Source organism: Paraprevotella clara YIT 11840 (genome assembly GCF_000233955.1).
Classification (GTDB): domain Bacteria; phylum Bacteroidota; class Bacteroidia; order Bacteroidales; family Bacteroidaceae; genus Paraprevotella; species Paraprevotella clara.
In genome coordinates, this window is the sequence record NZ_JH376593.1 from 187,153 (window position 1) to 203,208 (window position 16,056).

Here is a 16,056-nt window from a genome sequence, read left to right on the forward strand (position 1 = left end):
GAGGAAAAGAGTGAGGAAAAGAGTGAGGAAAAGAAAGAACTATCGGAGATGGAAAAAAGAGTATTGGAGGTCATTGCCGGAAAACCATCAGCTACTTATGCCTTTATTTCTGATAATCTTGGTATTAGCGAAACTTCTGTGTACAATGCCGTCAGGCATCTGAAAACGGGAGAATGGATTAAACGTAAGGAAGGAAAGAAACATGGAAGTTGGGTTGTTTTGAAAAAGAATATATAGAAAAGGAATAAAAAAGGGATTTGACAGGAAAAGCCAAATCCCTTTTAAGTCTTACCGGTATTCTTTCTTCACGACAATCTTGTCGCCGGAATCGTCCACTTTGAAGAGGTGGGGCACACGATGATAGTGGCCGTGGATGTCCTTATGGCTGTGGACAGACATGAGTAGCTCGCCATCGAACGTGCGGAACAACATGCCGTGACCGAAGTTGGGTGGGGTAATGGGCTGTTCTTCCTGCACCCACGGGCCGTCCAATGTGCCGCTTTCTGAATAAGCAACTCCTTGGGTATAGACATTATAAATCCAACTGGTCCATATCATGCCTAGGCGTCCTGTCTGGGTGCGGAACAAATAAGGGCCGTCCGTCACACGGTTGGGAAGCGTGTCTCCCTCGATGACTTCGCGGCTCCAAGGCGACGCGCTGGCCTTGAACAATAGTTTTCCTTCGCCGACGCTGCCGCTCAGGTCGGGTTTCAATTCTATTTTTTCGATGGTGCCGTCCCAGTTTTGCAGCCATTCGTGGCAGTAGACCATGTAAGGCCGTCCGTCCGTGTCTACCCACAACGTACCGTCGAGCGTCAATTTGTTTGCCGGGAGGTAAGTCTCGTCTTTCATCGGGCGGTAGGGGCCTTCGGCCTTGTCGCTGACCAATACATGGCAAGCCCGGCGTTCCAGGTTGTTTCCTTTGTAACGTCCCACACTTACGGCCTGGTTGGTGAAAGTGGCAAAATAGTAGTATTTGCCTTTGTATTGGTGAAGCTCGGCCGCCCAAATCATGGGTTTCGGCCCCATCCAAGATTCGGGGTCGGTTTCCGCTACGGTGTAAGGGCCGTCCCAATACCGCAAGTCTTTGCTTTTCCATAACTTGCCACCCGTTCCGGTCATATAATAGGTCATGGTGGCGCGGTCGGGCAAGATACAAGGGTCGCTCAGGACGATGGAGTCCAAGGGCACATGGGTTTTGATACAGGATTGACACATACCGTTGCATACGGCAAGCAGGCATACTAAAGCAGTCAATAGCTTTTTCATGATGAAAAGGGTTAATGGGTTTCTTTAGGGACAAAGATAGTGCTTTTTATCGGTTTTCATGTTGTTTCCGACTGATTTGAGGTCTGCATTGCCGGATTTCTACAGGAATGGCCCGTGCCTGCACTTCGGAAGCCTTGAAGCGCAGGAGAGCCATCGAGGCTTTCCGGCAGTCAGGGTGGCTTTGGTCGAATACGAAATTGCCGAGGCTGTAGAATACAGGTCGGGAATCGATGTATTCCAAGGGTTGCACGACGTGTGGATGGTGTCCTATGATGGCATCTGCACCGGCCTGTACCAACAGGTGGGCATCGTAACGCTGCTGCATGTCGGGAATGGGTTGGAACTCCGTACCCCAATGCAATACGGCCACGATACGGGCAGAGGGGTGCGAGGCTTTATATTTCCGGATAGCAGCGGCCAACCGCTTGACGGAAGCACGGCATATATCCGGTTTTCCTTCCGCTCGCGGCCAGTTCTCTATTGGGAGGGGGATGGTGTTGAAGAGTGCCACTTCGAGCTTGCCTTTCCTTATGGTTACGGGAGTGGTCTGTTCTTCAACCGTCTTTCCGTAACCGAGTGGGACAATGTCAGCGTCCCGGAGTACGTGATAAGTATCGGCCAGTCCATCCCGCCCATGGTCTATGGTGTGGTTATTGGCTAAGGCGGCGTGTGTAATACCGGCTTGCCGGAGGGCTTTGGCCCATGTGGGTTCGCCCCGGAAAACGAATTTCTTGCCCACCGGAGTGTGGCGTTCGGTGAGCGGGCACTCCAAGTTGATAACCACAGCATCGGCCTTTTGGAATGCCTCGCAGACTCCCTGAAACAGTCCTTTCACGCCTTCGCGCTCTATCCAAGGGCGCATACCGCGATCCAACAAAACGTCTCCCGTGAAAAGGATGCTTAGCGTGTCCTCTTTCGTTTGTTGCCGACAGGAGGAAAAGAGGCAGAGAAGGGGGTAAATCCAAAGTAATGTCTTTAGCATCCTGAACTGTAGAAATAAGTTTCGTCCACTGTAGGTACATGGTCTAACAGGTAGGGACGTATCCATGAAGGTACGTTCGGTGCTTTGCCGTCCTTTAGCATTTTTTGCCATTCATCGTCCGTCAACCGTTCGCCCAAGGGACGGACGAATTCGTAATAGCTGAATGTGGCTCCACGGGTGAGGTAGATTTGTCCTCCGATGTCAACCAGTACGTAGAGGGCGTTGGCAGTGCCTGTGGCTTCATGCAGGATGCCGTTTTTTCCGCATTCCTGTACGTTGCGGGTGAATACGTCCGCTACGAGGGCTACGGAGCGTGAGGAACCTTTGACCTCTTCTATGCTGTTATAAGAGACTCCCGGCTCGATGACGCTGAGCGTGAACCATTCGATGGAGCTTCCCATTTTCTGTATGTCCATGTATTCCTCTGTCGTGAGTGTGTCTCCCCGTAGTTCCTTTTCTGTCACTCGGAGGCAGAAGTCCACCTGTTCTTCAAGGATGCGGGCTTTCGAAATCAAATCCTCATCGTCGAAATCCGTTTCCTTTAGGAGTTGTCGGTGCCGGGCGATGAGCTCTTTCAGTTTCTTCCAGAAAGTCTGGTTGGGTTCTACGTATCCGACAACGACCGGGATGGCCAATTCACCACCGCCCCCGCATTCGGCCAACATGGGCTGTTCGCCATAGAGTATGACATCATGTTTCAGTCCCGTCCACGAAGCCAAGGCCGTATATAGGTTTTTGATTTGCCAAGCCGGGGTTTGCATCAGGCAGGGATAATCCTTGTTGGGGCGTTGCAATTCTATGAGGGCTTCCATCCATCGGTCGTACATGGTGACTGTGTCTCCGGAACGGCCTTGGAATTGTCTTTTCATCTTGTCGGCCATGACGGGGTAGTCTTTCCAGTTCTCTTTCTCGTGGTAACATGTGTCGAGGAGGGCTTTCGCGCTTTTTACGCCGAAGGCAGCAAACACGTCCAAAGCCTTGGGATAGGCGCGGTTGCTGTTGGGGGTGGCATCTGCCATTTCATTCAAGACTTCGTTGTCTGCCATGTAGCGTGCAGGCATGAAATTGATTTTGTCGGCACAACTTAATTGGATTTTGGGCTTGATGCGGTTGCGTGTCTTGAAGACTTCCTTGAGCATGCCGTCTATTTGCCGGATGGCATCTTCGTCGTGTGCCAGAATCCGGTCGGTCAGTCCGTGTCGGCTCATATAGTCCGCCATTTCGAGGATGGAGGCATTGTCCGGTGTCCCCATCAGGAAAGTAAGGGCTTGATTTAGTTTCAGGCAAGCTTGCCGGAGTTCAGCCGGGATACGGTTCAGCGCAGCGGCTATTATAGCCGCGCGCCACAGGGTTTCCGGGGTCTCACGGCAGAAGGAAGCCGTCTGCAACCACATCATGCACTGGAAATAGCAACGGTCGTTTGCGTTGTGGGCGTAATGGCCGCGAGGTTTGAACAAACTGTAAGGGAAGAGTATGTCCGTATAGTCCAAAAAGGCCGAAGGAGCATCTTGGCAACTCGTAGTGCTCCGTAACTCAGCCTTGTAAGCAGGTTGCAATGCGACAGGTACGGGCAGTTCTTTCTTTGTCAGCAGGTAATAGGCTATGGCGAAATAGGTGGCAGCGTATCCTGCCTCAGCCTTAATGGATTCTTGCTGTTCCAGGTTCATGCATTCCGTGTAGAGGGCTTGCACTATTTTCTGTAAGGCCGGGTTGAAATGGTTTCGTTCGAGGCTTTTCAGTGCATAACTGAAATACATGTGGTAGGCTTGCAGGTAGACATCCGTGGTGATGAAACTGGGTATTTGTTGATAGTCGTTGGCTTCGTATACATGGAATAGCTGTTCGTACCCCATGGGGGCGATGGCGAAGTTGCAGCGGTCCAACATCGAAAGTAACTTTCCGCTGGGCTTTTCTATTTGGAAAAGGTTGACACAAAGGAAGGAGTTGAGCAGTTTGTGTCCGTCCCTTGTTTTGTATTTGTGTCGGGCGAGTTGGGCCATGCGGCGGTCGATCTTTTCCACGAAAGCTTTTTCTTCAGGCAGGAGTTCGACTTTGTCGTATGTGTCCGCATAAACGAGGTTTTTCTCATAGCTTTCGTAGAGCGTCTTCTCGCACAAGTCATAGTACCAATCTGTCTTGCGGCAGAAGAAATTGTTCAGGTCTCCTTCGATAAACCAGTATCCATGCAGGGCGTATGGATAACTTCTGAGGATGCGGAGTTCTTCGTAGCCCAATCCGTTGATGTCCTGTTCCAAATCCACGCTTTGGGGAAGGAGGCTGTCTGTCAGCAGGCGGGAGGCGGGAGCAGCTTGTACGGGTTGTTCCTGGGCTTGCTGTGGTTTGGCCGGTGCTTTTTTCTTATAAGAGTTGCAGGAGGCTGCCATGCCCATTGTGAGGAATAGGATGCAGCAATAGATGGAAAGATGGTGTTTCATGAGTAGTGAAAGTTAATGTATTGGTAATTTATGGGTTGGGCAGGTCACGCTCAAATGCCAGTCCGAAGCCTTCTTGACGGTATAAAGCCTGTACTAAAGTGCCGTCAGACACACGTTCCGTGGTGCAAACCCGTGCAGGGACAGAGTCACGCAGGATATGGAAGTCCACTAACGGGCGCGCCAACCGCGACCCCATCCACAATGGACGGATGAGTCGGCCCTTGTAGAGTTTGAAAAGGAAGAGCCGCTTTTCCGGATGTGGGAAATAACGGGTGGGTTTGATGACTCCCACGGCGATTTCCGGTGTCCCGTCACCTGTCAAGTCACCGCAATCGAAACGGTATACGGGGTAGGGGAGTTCCCATTCCGACACTTCCGTACCGTCGATAAAGTGACGTAACACACTCAAACTGTCGTGTATGTGTTCCAAGCGGATTTCTCCCTTCAAACCGTTTTCGAATGAGTAGGAAAAACATGAATCCTTGTCCGTGCAGGCTGCCGGAAGGCAGGCCGTGCCCACGACAAGAATTCGTATGATGGATGTCGCGCCCTTCATCGGTTCATCGAGGTTCACCTAACTTGCGGCAGAGTTTGCCGCCTGCCATGCAATAGGATCCCAACAGAATGAAGGGGATACTCAGTATCTGGCCCATGTTGATAAGCATGGCGGCTTCCCATGCTTCTTGCACCTCTTTGGTATATTCGATGAAGAAACGGGCCGTGAAGATGGTAGTCAGGCAGAAACCGAAATAGAAGCCCGTACCGACTTTCTGCGGATATTTATGGTAAAGCACGTATCCGGCGATGAGGAACACGAAATAGCAAATGGCTTCATAGAGCTGGCCGGGATGGCGTGGCAGCATGTCGACGCGCTCGAAGACGAAAGCCCAAGGCACATCGGTCGGCTTGCCGATGATTTCCGAGTTCATCAGGTTGCCCAGACGGATGAACATGGCGCTGGCCGGAGTGGCGATGGCAATGTTGTCCAGTACATGCATGATATTCAGTTTCGTTTTCCTGACGTAAAGCCAAAGGGCGAGCATCAAGCCTATCGTACCGCCGTGGCTGGCCAGTCCGGCGTAACCGGTGAACGTCCAACCGTTGGCCGTCTGCCGCATGGGCAGGATCATTTCCAAGGGGTGGGCGAGGAAGTAGCCCGGTTCGTAGAATAGGCAGTGCCCCAGACGGGCGCCTACGAGGATGCCCACGAAACAATAGAAGAACAACGGGTCAAACAGTTTGTCGGCGATGTGCTGTTGCCGGTACAGGCGTTGCACCAATACGTAGGCTGCCAACAAGGCGAAGCACCAACACAGCGAATACCAGCGCACGCCGAACGAACCGAGGTGGAAAGCGAACAGGTCGGGATTCCACGTGATAAATAACAGGTTGTCCATAGCGGTCATACGTTGAAACGGAAGTGCATGATGTCGCCATCCTGCACCACATAGTCTTTTCCTTCCACTCCCATCTTGCCGGCTTCGCGCACGGCTGCTTCCGAACCGTAACGGACGTAGTCGTCGTATTTGATGACTTCCGCGCGGATAAAGCCTTTTTCAAAGTCCGTGTGGATGACGCCGGCACACTGCGGGGCTTTCCATCCCTTGCGGAAGGTCCAGGCTTTCACTTCCATTTCTCCGGCCGTGATGAACGTCTGCAAGTCCAACAGATGGTAGATGGCTTTGATGAGGCGGTCGCATCCTGATTCCTTCAACCCCATGTCTTCCAGGAACATCTGTTTCTCCTCGTAGCTTTCCAGTTCGGCAATGTCGGCCTCCGTCTGGGCGGAGATGATGAGCAGTTCGGCATTTTCGTCCTTGATGGCTTCGCGTACGGCATCCACGTGTGCGTTGCCGTGGGCGGCAGAGGTGTCGTCCACATTGCAGACGTAGAGCACCGGTTTGGCCGTGAGCAGGAAGAGGTTTTTGGCCGCCTGCTGTTCGTCTTCGTTTTCAAAGGTGACGGTGCGTGCCGATTTGCCTTGTTCCAAAGCCGCTTTGTATTGCAACAACACGTCGTATTCCAGTTTGGCTTGTTTGTCACCGCCCACCTTGGCCACTTTTTCCACGCGTTTGATGCGGTTTTCAATAGTCTCCAAGTCCTTGAGTTGTAGCTCCGTGTCGATGATTTCCTTGTCGCGCACGGGGTCTACCGACCCGTCCACATGAACGATGTTGTCATTGTCGAAGCAGCGCAATACGTGGATGATGGCGTCGGTCTCACGTATATTGCCGAGGAACTGGTTGCCCAGACCTTCTCCTTTGCTGGCTCCTTTCACCAGTCCGGCGATGTCCACGATGTCGCATGTGGCCGGAACGATGCGCCCGGGGTGGACCAATTCCGCCAGTTTGTTCAGACGTTCGTCCGGCACGGTGATTTGTCCCATTTGTGCGTCGATGGTACAGAACGGGAAGTTGGCTGCCTGTGCCTTGGCACTCGACAGACAGTTGAAAAGGGTAGACTTGCCCACGTTGGGCAAACCTACTATACCTGCTTTTAAAGCCATAGTTTATTTTGTTTTTATCAATTACCTTATTTAATTAGGTGCAAAATTAAGAATAAATCCGCTATGTGGGAAATCTTTTTCGTTCTGCGCCAAACGATTTTTCAATCTCAGGCGAACGATTTTTCGTTCTGCGGCAAGTGATTTTCCGTTCTCTGTGCGGTGGTTTCCCGTTTTGCAGCGGACGGTTTTAGAACTTGCAGACAACGTTTTCCAGTTTCTCAATGTGCTTCCAACCAGTTCCTTCCCCAACCGTAATCGGCTTCGAGCGGGACTTGCATGGTGTAGGCGCGTTCCATTTCTTCGATGACGATTTGCTGCACGCGTTCTTTTTCTTCCGGATAGACACTGAAGTTCAATTCGTCGTGTACTTGTAAAATCATTTTAGAACGTATGTGCTCTTTTTGGAAGCGGTGGTAAATGGCTATCATGGCAATTTTGATGATGTCCGCCGCACTGCCCTGTATCGGGGCATTGATAGCGTTGCGTTCGGCATAACCGCGCACCACTGCGTTGTGGCTGTTGATGTCGCGCAGATAGCATTTACGATGGTAAATGGTTTCGGTATATCCCTTTTCACGCGCTGTTTCAATGCTCTTCTGCATGTATTCCTTCACTTTGGGATACGTGGTGAAATAGCCGTCAATCAACTCTTTGGCTTCCGCACGGCTGACGTTCATCCGTTCGGCCAATCCGAATACGGTGATACCGTATATGATGCCGAAATTGGCTGTTTTGGCCTTGCTTCGTTCTTCGCGGGTAACTTCTTCCAATGGCTTTTTATAAATTTTTGCGGCGGTAGCGGCATGGATGTCGTGCCCTTCGCGGAAAGCCTCTATCATGTGTGGGTCGCCGCTCAAGTGGGCCATGATACGCAGTTCGATTTGGGAATAGTCGGCCGAGAAGAATTCACAACCTGGTTCCGGGATAAAAGCCTTACGGATTTCTTTGCCTTCCTCGTTGCGTACAGGGATGTTTTGCAGGTTCGGGTTACTGCTGCTCAGTCGTCCGGTCGTGGTAATGGTTTGATTGAAGGAGGTGTGGATATGTCCGGTTTCGGGATTGATAAGCTTGGGCAAGGCATCGATGTATGTGCCCAACAGTTTTTTCAGTCCGCGGTGTTCCAGGATTTTTTCCACGATGGGGTGGCGCGTGCGTAATGTTTCCAATACTTCTTCCGAGGTGACATATTGTCCTGTTTTGGTTTTCTTGGGCTTTTCGCTTATTTTTAGTTTTTCAAACAAGACTTCGCCTACTTGTTTGGGAGAGGCTATGTTGAACGGTTCACCGGCCAGGGCGTGTATCTCTTCTTCCAAACGGTTCATTTCTTTGGTGTAGAGCGTAGAAGTTTCCTTCAACGCTTCGGTGTCGATGCACACTCCGTTGCGTTCCATCCAAGCCAATACCGGCATGAGCGGCATTTCTACTTCACGGAACAGGTCATAACATCCTTCCTCCTTTAACTTCGGTTCAAACACATTTTTCAGTTTCAAGGTAATGTCGGCATCTTCGCATGCGTATTCATATACTTGCGACGGAGGAAGGTCTGCCATATTCTTCTGGTTCTTTCCTTTCGGTCCGATAAGTTCTTCGATATGAATGGTCTGGTAGTTCAGATAGACTTCGGCCAGATAGTCCATGCCATGACGTAATTCCGGTTGCAAAAGGTAATGGGCAATCATGGTGTCGAAGATTTCGCCTTTCAATGTAATACCGTAGTTTTGCAGTACCATCAAATCATATTTGATGTTTTGCCCGATTTTGAGTATCCGCTCGTCTTCATAGACTGATTTAAATTCATTAACTATCTTTTGCGCTTCTTCAAAGTCTTGCGGAATCGGTACGTAAAAAGCCTGATTTTCCTCGACACTAAAGCTCAATCCCACCAATTTGGCACTGATGGGGTCGGTTCCGGTGGTCTCCGTGTCTAGACTGAGAAAATCTTTTGTAACGAATAAGTCAATAATCCGCTGTCTATCTTCTTTCGTTTCAATGAGTTGGTAGTCGAAATCCTCCTTTTTGTACTTGCTGAGATTTGAATATTTGCTTGCTTCCGGGGATTCGTCCGCAAATTCTGCAAAGAGAGAGCCTTGGAAAAAGCCCGGTTCTGCGGTCGGTTGCTTTTTGGAAAACTTTCGTTCTAGTAAAGTCCGGAACTCTAAATCTTCGAATAAACGTTGCAAGGCTTCTGCGTCCGGCTCTTTTGTGGTGAGTGCCTCCAGGTCGAGCGTAATGGGCACGTCCGTTTTGATGGTGGCCAGGAACTTAGAAAAAGCAATCGTGTCGCGGTGGGTTTCCACTTTGGTTTTTAAACTGCCTTTCAGTTCGTCCGTATGTTCCAACAGATTTTCGATACTGCCGAATTGGTTGACGAGTTTGGATGCGGTTTTTCCGCCCACACCGGGACAACCCGGAATATTGTCGGACGAGTCTCCCATCAGTCCGAGAATATCAATGACCTGCATCGGAGAGGAGATGTCGAATTTCTCGGTGACCTCTTTTACCCCCATAATCTCAAAATCCTTGTCTCCGAATTTCGGACGGTACATCTTGACCCTCTCATTGACTAATTGGCCGTAGTCTTTGTCGGGTGTCATCATGTAAGTTTCCAAGTTCCCGTGTGCGGCAGCCTGTGTGGCCAAAGTGCCGATTACGTCGTCAGCTTCAAATCCGGCGACTTCGAGGATGGGGATACGGTAAGCCCGTATAATATCTTTTATAATAGGTACGGCGGTGCGGATGGCTTCCGGTGTTTCTTCCCGTTGCGCTTTGTATTCGGGATAGGCTTCGTGACGGAAAGTGGGACCTGCAGGGTCAAAAGCCACACCGATATGCGAAGGATGCTCTTTGTTGAGCACCTCCTCCAATGTGTTGACAAAGCCCAAGATGGCTGATGTATTAAGCCCTTTCGAATTGATGCGAGGGCTTTTGATGAATGCGTAGTAAGCTCTGTAAATGAGCGCGTAGGCATCGAGTAAAAAAAGTCTGTCCATACGTTATTATGATTTTCTCCGTAAATTTACGTAAAAAATATGAGTGGCTTTTGATTTTTATGTAATTTTGTACTCCGAAATCATCTGATTATATGGACGTATTAACTCAAATCCGGAAACCGGTGGAGCGTGAAATGAAAGATTTCGAGTCGCTTTTCGGTATTACTCTGCAGCACCAGAATCCTCTTCTCATGATAGCCTTGCGGCATGTGTTGAGCCGTAAGGGGAAGTTGATGCGTCCGATTTTGACTTTGTTGGCTGCAAAAAAGTACGGTGAAATCAATGATTCCGTATTGCATGCTGCCGTGAGTTTGGAGATGTTGCATACGGCCAGTCTGGTGCATGATGATGTGGTAGACGAGAGTGGCGTACGTAGGGGACAATCCTCTGTGAATGCCCTTTTGGATAATAAGGCTGCCGTCTTGGTGGGCGATTATCTCTTGTCTACGGCTTTGAAGCATGCGGCCATGGCCGGTGACCTGAGGGTAGTAGATTTGGTCGCTCGTTTGGGGCAGACGCTTTCCGACGGAGAATTGCAGCAGTTGTCCAACGTGAAGTCCGATGAAATCAGCGAAAATCAGTATTTCAACGTGATTCGGCGTAAAACAGCTTCTTTGTTTGCCGTATGTGCCGAAGTCGGTGCTTTGTTATCAGGGGCGTCGGAAGATGAAATCCGTCGTTTAGGTGAGTTCGGCACTTACGTAGGTATCTGTTTTCAGATTCGTGACGATGTGTTCGACTATTATGATGCTGAAGTAGGTAAACCTACGGGAAATGACATGAAAGAAGGTAAACTTACTCTTCCGGTGGTGCATGCCGTACTTCAGCCCGGCGCAGAGACGTGGCATGAGACGGCGTTGAAAGTACGTGCGGGTAGGGCCACAGAAGAAGAAATCTCGGCTTTAGTGGATTTTACCAAACAGTCGGGCGGTATAGAGTATGCCCGTCGTAAAATGGATGAATTTCGTGAACAAGCAATCGGTTTGATTGGTTCTGATGGAAACGAAGCCGTAGGTGAAGCCTTACGTTTGTACTTGGATTTCGTATTGAAACGGGTGTCTTAATAGGGTTGGGAGGATGATTTGTTCCTCCAATCCGATTATAGACGATTGATTTCTTCCGTATCCAATCCTGTACAGGCTGCTATCGTATGGGTTGGTATGCCATTGGCTTTCATCTGTCTGGCTATGTTTAGCTTTTCTTCTTCTTTCCCTTTTTCCATACCTTCCTGCATCCCCTTTTCTATACCTTTTTCTATACCTTTTTGCATCCCTATTTGTATCCCTTTTTGTTCTCCTTCCTTTGTGGCTTTTTGAACGGCGAAGTCAATGGTGTTTCTCCAGTCGCGGTATACTTTCAGGCTCGTTTCGTAGTGGTGGTATTCCTCTACGGTGAACTTCGCGATTTCTGCTGCCTCGAAGAACCGGGTAAAGACGCGTTCCTGTAGCGTAGCGGGCTTTTCCATCAGCCGCGTGAGGTTGCGTAGTACGAAGAGCCGTATGCTGCCGCTGTACGACAAAATCCACATATTTATCAATAGGGAAATCCTCCAAATAATTACGGTTTACTTCCATCCGGTAGCCAAAGAAACCCTTGATATCTTTTATTGAAGAAATAGGTACAGGACGCTCCAACACGTCTACCTTATCATAAGTTTTTGATAAGGTAGGTAATACCGACATCCCCAAAAAGAAACATGTAAAGAAAGTCTTTTTCATTGCCTTAAAAATGAGTTTTAATGAACTAATATTTTAACTACTGCAAAGAAAAAGAATCCCAAGAAGAAAGCACGTGGTGAATCAAACCAGAAACATGGGGATAATCAACCATCTTCATTTTGACGAATAAACCACCCTTATTTGAATCATCCGCCATCCCTTATTTCATATATTTCTCCATTCCAAATAGAAGAATAGCCGTTTATTCTTGAAGACTTCATCTCTCATCCCACCTCGTTTTTATGTTTTTTCCTCTATTTTATCTATCCTCTACCATAGCCCAACATGGAAAAAATAGCAAAATGTCATTGTTATCAATAAATGGATGTATTTCATAATTCTATTTGATATTATGACTACAAACAAAGTCAAAAAAGTATAATTAATAAAGAACAGAGAAAAATCCATTTTTTTATTTTATTTAAACTAAGAAAGTAATTATATTTGCGTGTATTTAATCTTAAAACATTATATATATGAAAAAAATTATCATTCCATTATCTCTTATTCTATGTGCTGTGAGTGGAATATGGACCTACTTTTGTAATAGTTGTAGCGTAAGTCTTAATGCCTTAGGAGATGAAGTGGAAGTAGAACATAAATGCTCATCCACTAAATGAAAAGGGTTGCCGTTTTAGGGGGATATTTAGTGGCGTTGCTGATTCTATTTATTAGATGTACCCCGAAAGACAACAAGCCGATAACGTATAACGATGAAGTGTTTACAAGGTGTGACACCACCCCGGCAACGGTATTAGCCAAAGGCTTGCCCATCCATTATCCGGCTTCAATGTTCACCATGGACAGTATCATCGGCATCGTGGATTTCCAAGCGTCGGACTTCTTTATCCATCTCTATAACGAAAAAGGACAAGCTATCGGCAATATGGTCCGGAAAGGCCGTGGTTTCGGAGAAATCACCGACTACAACGATTTTATCGTCAAAAAAGAGGAAGGTCTCGCGTCTTTCTACTCTCCGGGGAAAATCATAGAATATGACGTACTTGCCTATCTTTCGGATTCCACAGCCTACATCAAAGAATATCCGCTCCCTTCAGAGGTTTATCAAAAAAGCAGTTTTTACCATAATGCAGTAAAGACAAAATCAGGAAAATACTTTCTCATTGAATCATTCGATGAGAACCGTCTTGTGACTGTGAACGGCAAAACGTGCAACGTTTACAAAACATATCCTAACATATCGGGTGAAGGAACAGAAAAGGATGCGGCCATCTTCCGCTATGCCTCCAAGATGGCGATAAAAGGAGACTACAGCCGTATTGCTTTCGGAACTTACATCGGTGGTGTATTGGACATCCTGCAAATAGATGATACGCTCGGCATTTCCCCTGTAAAGACACTCGGTATCTACAAACCGATATACGCCAAAGTAAAAAATAGTCCGGATGCCATTACGTGGGGGATGAAACACCTATCGGTTTTGAAGCCATGGATGCCTCGGACCGGTACCTGTATACCCTACTCAACGGAACATTGGGTAAAAACCTGAAAGCCAAAGATGCTATCAATAACCCGCCTTTTACGGAAAAGATATCCATATTCGATTGGAACGGGCATGATGTCAAACAAACCTACACAGGCAAGAAACTAATGGGCCTGACGAACAAAGGGGACAGTATTTGCTATGCAGTGGCTTATGACGACAACTATTCGCTTCTGAAGATAGAACCGTTCAAATGATTCCATGCATATCATAAGAAGGAGGTTTAAAGCCTCTTTTTTCTTTTAAAATGATTGCACGGAACCGAAGAAAACACTACCTTTGCTTCATCACCAAACAAGGAAAAACATGGAAAGAGACGAATATACAGACCGTTACGTAAACCCCTATACCGACTTTGGATTCAAAAAGCTTTTCGGCACAGAGATGAACAAGGAGCTGCTTATCAGCTTTATCAACAGTTTGCTGAGCGATAAGGAGCAAATACGCGACCTCACTTACCTCAACACCGAAAACCTCGGCATCAGCGAGGCAGACCGCAAGGCTGTGTTCGACGTCTACTGCGAGACCGACAGCGGGGAAAAGATATTAGTGGAAATGCAGCGCGGACAGCAACTGTTCTTCAAGGAAAGGAGCTTGTACTACGCTTCCTTCCCCATACAGCAGCAGGGAAAGCGCGACGATTGGGATTACCAACTCAAGGCCGTGTACGTCATCGCCATACTGAATTTCGTGTTCGACCACACCCACGACGGGTACTTCCACCACGAAGTGCAGTTGACCGACAGCAAGACCCGGGAAGTGTTCTACGACAAGCTGACGTTCATCTATCTGGAAATGCCCAAGTTCAACAAGAAAGAAGAAGAACTTGACAGTATGTTCGACAAATGGCATGGGATTGGACTAAGGCCGAACAACATGGAAAATGGATAGAGTCGGCCTATCTTTCTGCGATTCAACGTAATGACAAGGCTTTATTGGATAAAGCCCGAACAATGTTGAAACGTATTGTTGATTCGCAAGAAGAAAGCGGATATGTAGGTGCTACTTCCAAGAATTACCGTTCGGACGAACGTCCGGTCAGAGGTATGGATGCCTATGAATTATATTTTGTGTTTCATGCTTTCATTACGGTATATGAGGAAACCGGTGATAAAGCGTCATTGGCTGCTGCCGAGAAATTGGCTGATTATTATTTGAAGTATTTCGGTCCGGGAAAGTTGGAGTTTTGGCCGTCGGACTTGAGGGATCCTGAAAACAGGCATAAATCGATAGATGCCTTGTCTCAATTTGCAGGACACGGTGTACACTATAGTTGGGAAGGTACTTTGCTTTGTGACCCTATTGCACGCTTATATGAAGTGACAGGGAAAAAGAAGTATTTGGACTGGAGCCTTTGGGTGGTTGGTAATATAGACAAATGGAGCGGTTGGGATGCCTTTTCACGTTTGGATTCCGTAGCAGACGGAACTTTGGGAGTAGATAAGCTTCAGCCTTACGTGCATTCACATACTTTTCAGATGAATTTTATGGGATTCCTGCGTTTGTATCGTATTACCGGTGATAAATCATTGTTCCGTAAAGTGGCAGGCGCATGGGATGATATTTGTAACAGGCAGATGTACATTACAGGAGGAGTCAGTGTGGCGGAACATTATGAACACGGCTATGTGAAACCCGTTTCGGGAAATGTGGTGGAAACCTGTGCCACGATGTCGTGGATGCAACTGACACAAATGTTGCTTGAACTGACTGGGGAGTCAAAATATGCAGATGCGATGGAACGTCTGATGATGAACCATGTATTTGCAGCCCAAGATTGTGAGAGTGGGACTTGCCGTTATCATACGGCACCGAATGGGACGAAACCTCACGATTATTTCCATGGTCCGGATTGTTGTACAGCCAGCGGACATCGTATCATTTCTTTGCTGCCGACTTTCTTCTATGCCGAAAATGGAAAAGATTTTTATATCAACCAGTATTTGCCTTCACGATATGACGGCAAGGACTTCGCATTTGAAATATCGGGTAACTATCCCGAATCGGAAAGTATGGTACTGACTGTACTTTCTTCCAAGAATAAAAACAAGATATTGAACTTGCGCATACCTTCTTGGTGTAAGGCACCGGAAGTTTCAGTCAACGGTGAAAGAGTATCGGGAATAGAAGCTGGCAAGTATTTGGCTATCACTCGTAAATGGGAAAAAGGGGATAAAATAGGTATCACTTTTCCTATGGAGGGTAAGTGGATAAGGCGTGAACATCATAGTAAATATACGACTTATACACTTCCACGTGGGGAAATAATGTACAGGGAAGAACCTACGGATAAGATACCGTATGCCTTTATTCGCGGCCCTCTCGTATATTGTTTGGATATGGTCTGGAATAAACAGCTTTGCAATGATGATGTGAATATGGAGAAAGACATACGTATGGATACAAACAGCGAGCCTAAATGGATTCAGAAGCCTGATACCGAAATGTTAGGACCGGTCTATCAGACGCAAGCCTCTTATATGGGACGGAAAGTGGACGTATTGCTTACACCGTTTGCCAATATCGGCCAATGGTTCCGCCCGGGAGAGGAAAAGCCGTATAGGAATGCGGATGCGTTTACTTATGCTATTTGGTTGTATAAATGATAACTGTTTTTATGACCCATCATCCGGCTTTTACCTGTAAAGCCGG

General features: G+C 47.8%; 13 protein-coding genes and 1 pseudogene. 6 read left to right on the forward strand and 8 right to left on the reverse strand.

The window, feature by feature from the left end:
• Positions 1-237, forward strand: a 237-nt coding sequence (locus HMPREF9441_RS05710; protein WP_008619014.1) for a MarR family transcriptional regulator, incomplete at its 5' end; no start/stop codon positions are given.
• A 51-nt stretch (positions 238-288) separates the two neighbouring features.
• Here HMPREF9441_RS05710 and HMPREF9441_RS05715 read toward each other — a convergent pair.
• From HMPREF9441_RS05715 to polA, 7 genes are all read right to left on the reverse strand, one after another.
• Positions 289-1,218: a glycoside hydrolase family 43 protein gene (locus HMPREF9441_RS05715; protein ID WP_407946612.1), complete on the reverse strand. Its 930-nt coding sequence runs from the start codon at positions 1,216-1,218 to the stop codon at positions 289-291.
• 97 nt (positions 1,219-1,315) lie between these two features.
• On the reverse strand, positions 1,316-2,251 hold the full coding sequence (locus tag HMPREF9441_RS05720; protein WP_008619035.1) for a CapA family protein: 936 nt from the start codon (positions 2,249-2,251) through the stop codon (positions 1,316-1,318).
• The gene (locus HMPREF9441_RS05725; RefSeq protein ID WP_244949641.1) at positions 2,245-4,686 is read right to left on the reverse strand and encodes a DUF3160 domain-containing protein; all 2,442 of its coding nucleotides are present in this window, start codon (positions 4,684-4,686) and stop codon (positions 2,245-2,247) included. The genes HMPREF9441_RS05720 and HMPREF9441_RS05725 overlap by 7 nt, the downstream gene beginning before the upstream one ends.
• Positions 4,687-4,714: 28 nt before the next feature.
• Positions 4,715-5,242 carry a nuclear receptor-binding factor 2 gene (locus HMPREF9441_RS05730; RefSeq protein ID WP_407946611.1) on the reverse strand — a complete coding sequence of 176 codons (528 nt, stop codon included), beginning with the start codon at positions 5,240-5,242 and terminating at the stop codon, positions 4,715-4,717.
• Positions 5,243-5,246: 4 nt separating this feature from the next.
• Positions 5,247-6,092 carry a prolipoprotein diacylglyceryl transferase gene (lgt, locus tag HMPREF9441_RS05735; protein WP_008619040.1) on the reverse strand — a complete coding sequence of 282 codons (846 nt, stop codon included), beginning with the start codon at positions 6,090-6,092 and terminating at the stop codon, positions 5,247-5,249.
• The gene (gene ychF / locus HMPREF9441_RS05740; RefSeq protein ID WP_008619042.1) at positions 6,089-7,192 is read right to left on the reverse strand and encodes a redox-regulated ATPase YchF; all 1,104 of its coding nucleotides are present in this window, start codon (positions 7,190-7,192) and stop codon (positions 6,089-6,091) included. Before ychF ends, lgt begins: the two co-directional genes overlap by 4 nt.
• A 218-nt stretch (positions 7,193-7,410) precedes the next feature.
• Positions 7,411-10,182 carry a DNA polymerase I gene (gene polA, locus HMPREF9441_RS05745; RefSeq protein WP_008619046.1) on the reverse strand — a complete coding sequence of 924 codons (2,772 nt, stop codon included), beginning with the start codon at positions 10,180-10,182 and terminating at the stop codon, positions 7,411-7,413.
• Positions 10,183-10,274: 92 nt separating this feature from the next.
• Between polA and HMPREF9441_RS05750 the strand changes: the two genes are divergently transcribed.
• Positions 10,275-11,246: a polyprenyl synthetase family protein gene (locus HMPREF9441_RS05750; protein ID WP_008619048.1), complete on the forward strand. Its 972-nt coding sequence runs from the start codon at positions 10,275-10,277 to the stop codon at positions 11,244-11,246.
• 35 nt (positions 11,247-11,281) lie between these two features.
• On the opposite strand, the gene HMPREF9441_RS05755 is transcribed toward HMPREF9441_RS05750, so the two are convergent.
• The gene (locus HMPREF9441_RS05755) at positions 11,282-11,710 is read right to left on the reverse strand and encodes a PD-(D/E)XK nuclease family transposase (RefSeq protein WP_008619050.1); all 429 of its coding nucleotides are present in this window, start codon (positions 11,708-11,710) and stop codon (positions 11,282-11,284) included.
• Between the two features lie 806 nt (positions 11,711-12,516).
• On the opposite strand from HMPREF9441_RS05755, the gene HMPREF9441_RS05760 reads away from it, so the two are divergent.
• From HMPREF9441_RS05760 to HMPREF9441_RS05775, 4 genes and pseudogenes are all read left to right on the forward strand, one after another.
• Entirely contained in the window at positions 12,517-13,410 is an 894-nt protein-coding gene (locus HMPREF9441_RS05760; protein WP_008619055.1) for a hypothetical protein, read from the forward strand.
• Positions 13,395-13,601, forward strand: a complete 207-nt coding sequence (locus tag HMPREF9441_RS05765) for a hypothetical protein (RefSeq protein ID WP_008619057.1) — start codon at positions 13,395-13,397, stop codon at positions 13,599-13,601. Before HMPREF9441_RS05760 ends, HMPREF9441_RS05765 begins: the two co-directional genes overlap by 16 nt.
• 109 nt (positions 13,602-13,710) lie before the next feature.
• Positions 13,711-14,253 (forward strand): annotated as a pseudogene (locus HMPREF9441_RS05770) (Rpn family recombination-promoting nuclease/putative transposase); the annotation flags it as partial.
• The gene (locus tag HMPREF9441_RS05775; RefSeq protein WP_008619061.1) at positions 14,250-16,010 is read left to right on the forward strand and encodes a beta-L-arabinofuranosidase domain-containing protein; all 1,761 of its coding nucleotides are present in this window, start codon (positions 14,250-14,252) and stop codon (positions 16,008-16,010) included. The pseudogene HMPREF9441_RS05770 and the gene HMPREF9441_RS05775, both read left to right, overlap by 4 nt.
• The last annotated feature ends 46 nt before the right edge of the window (positions 16,011-16,056 follow it).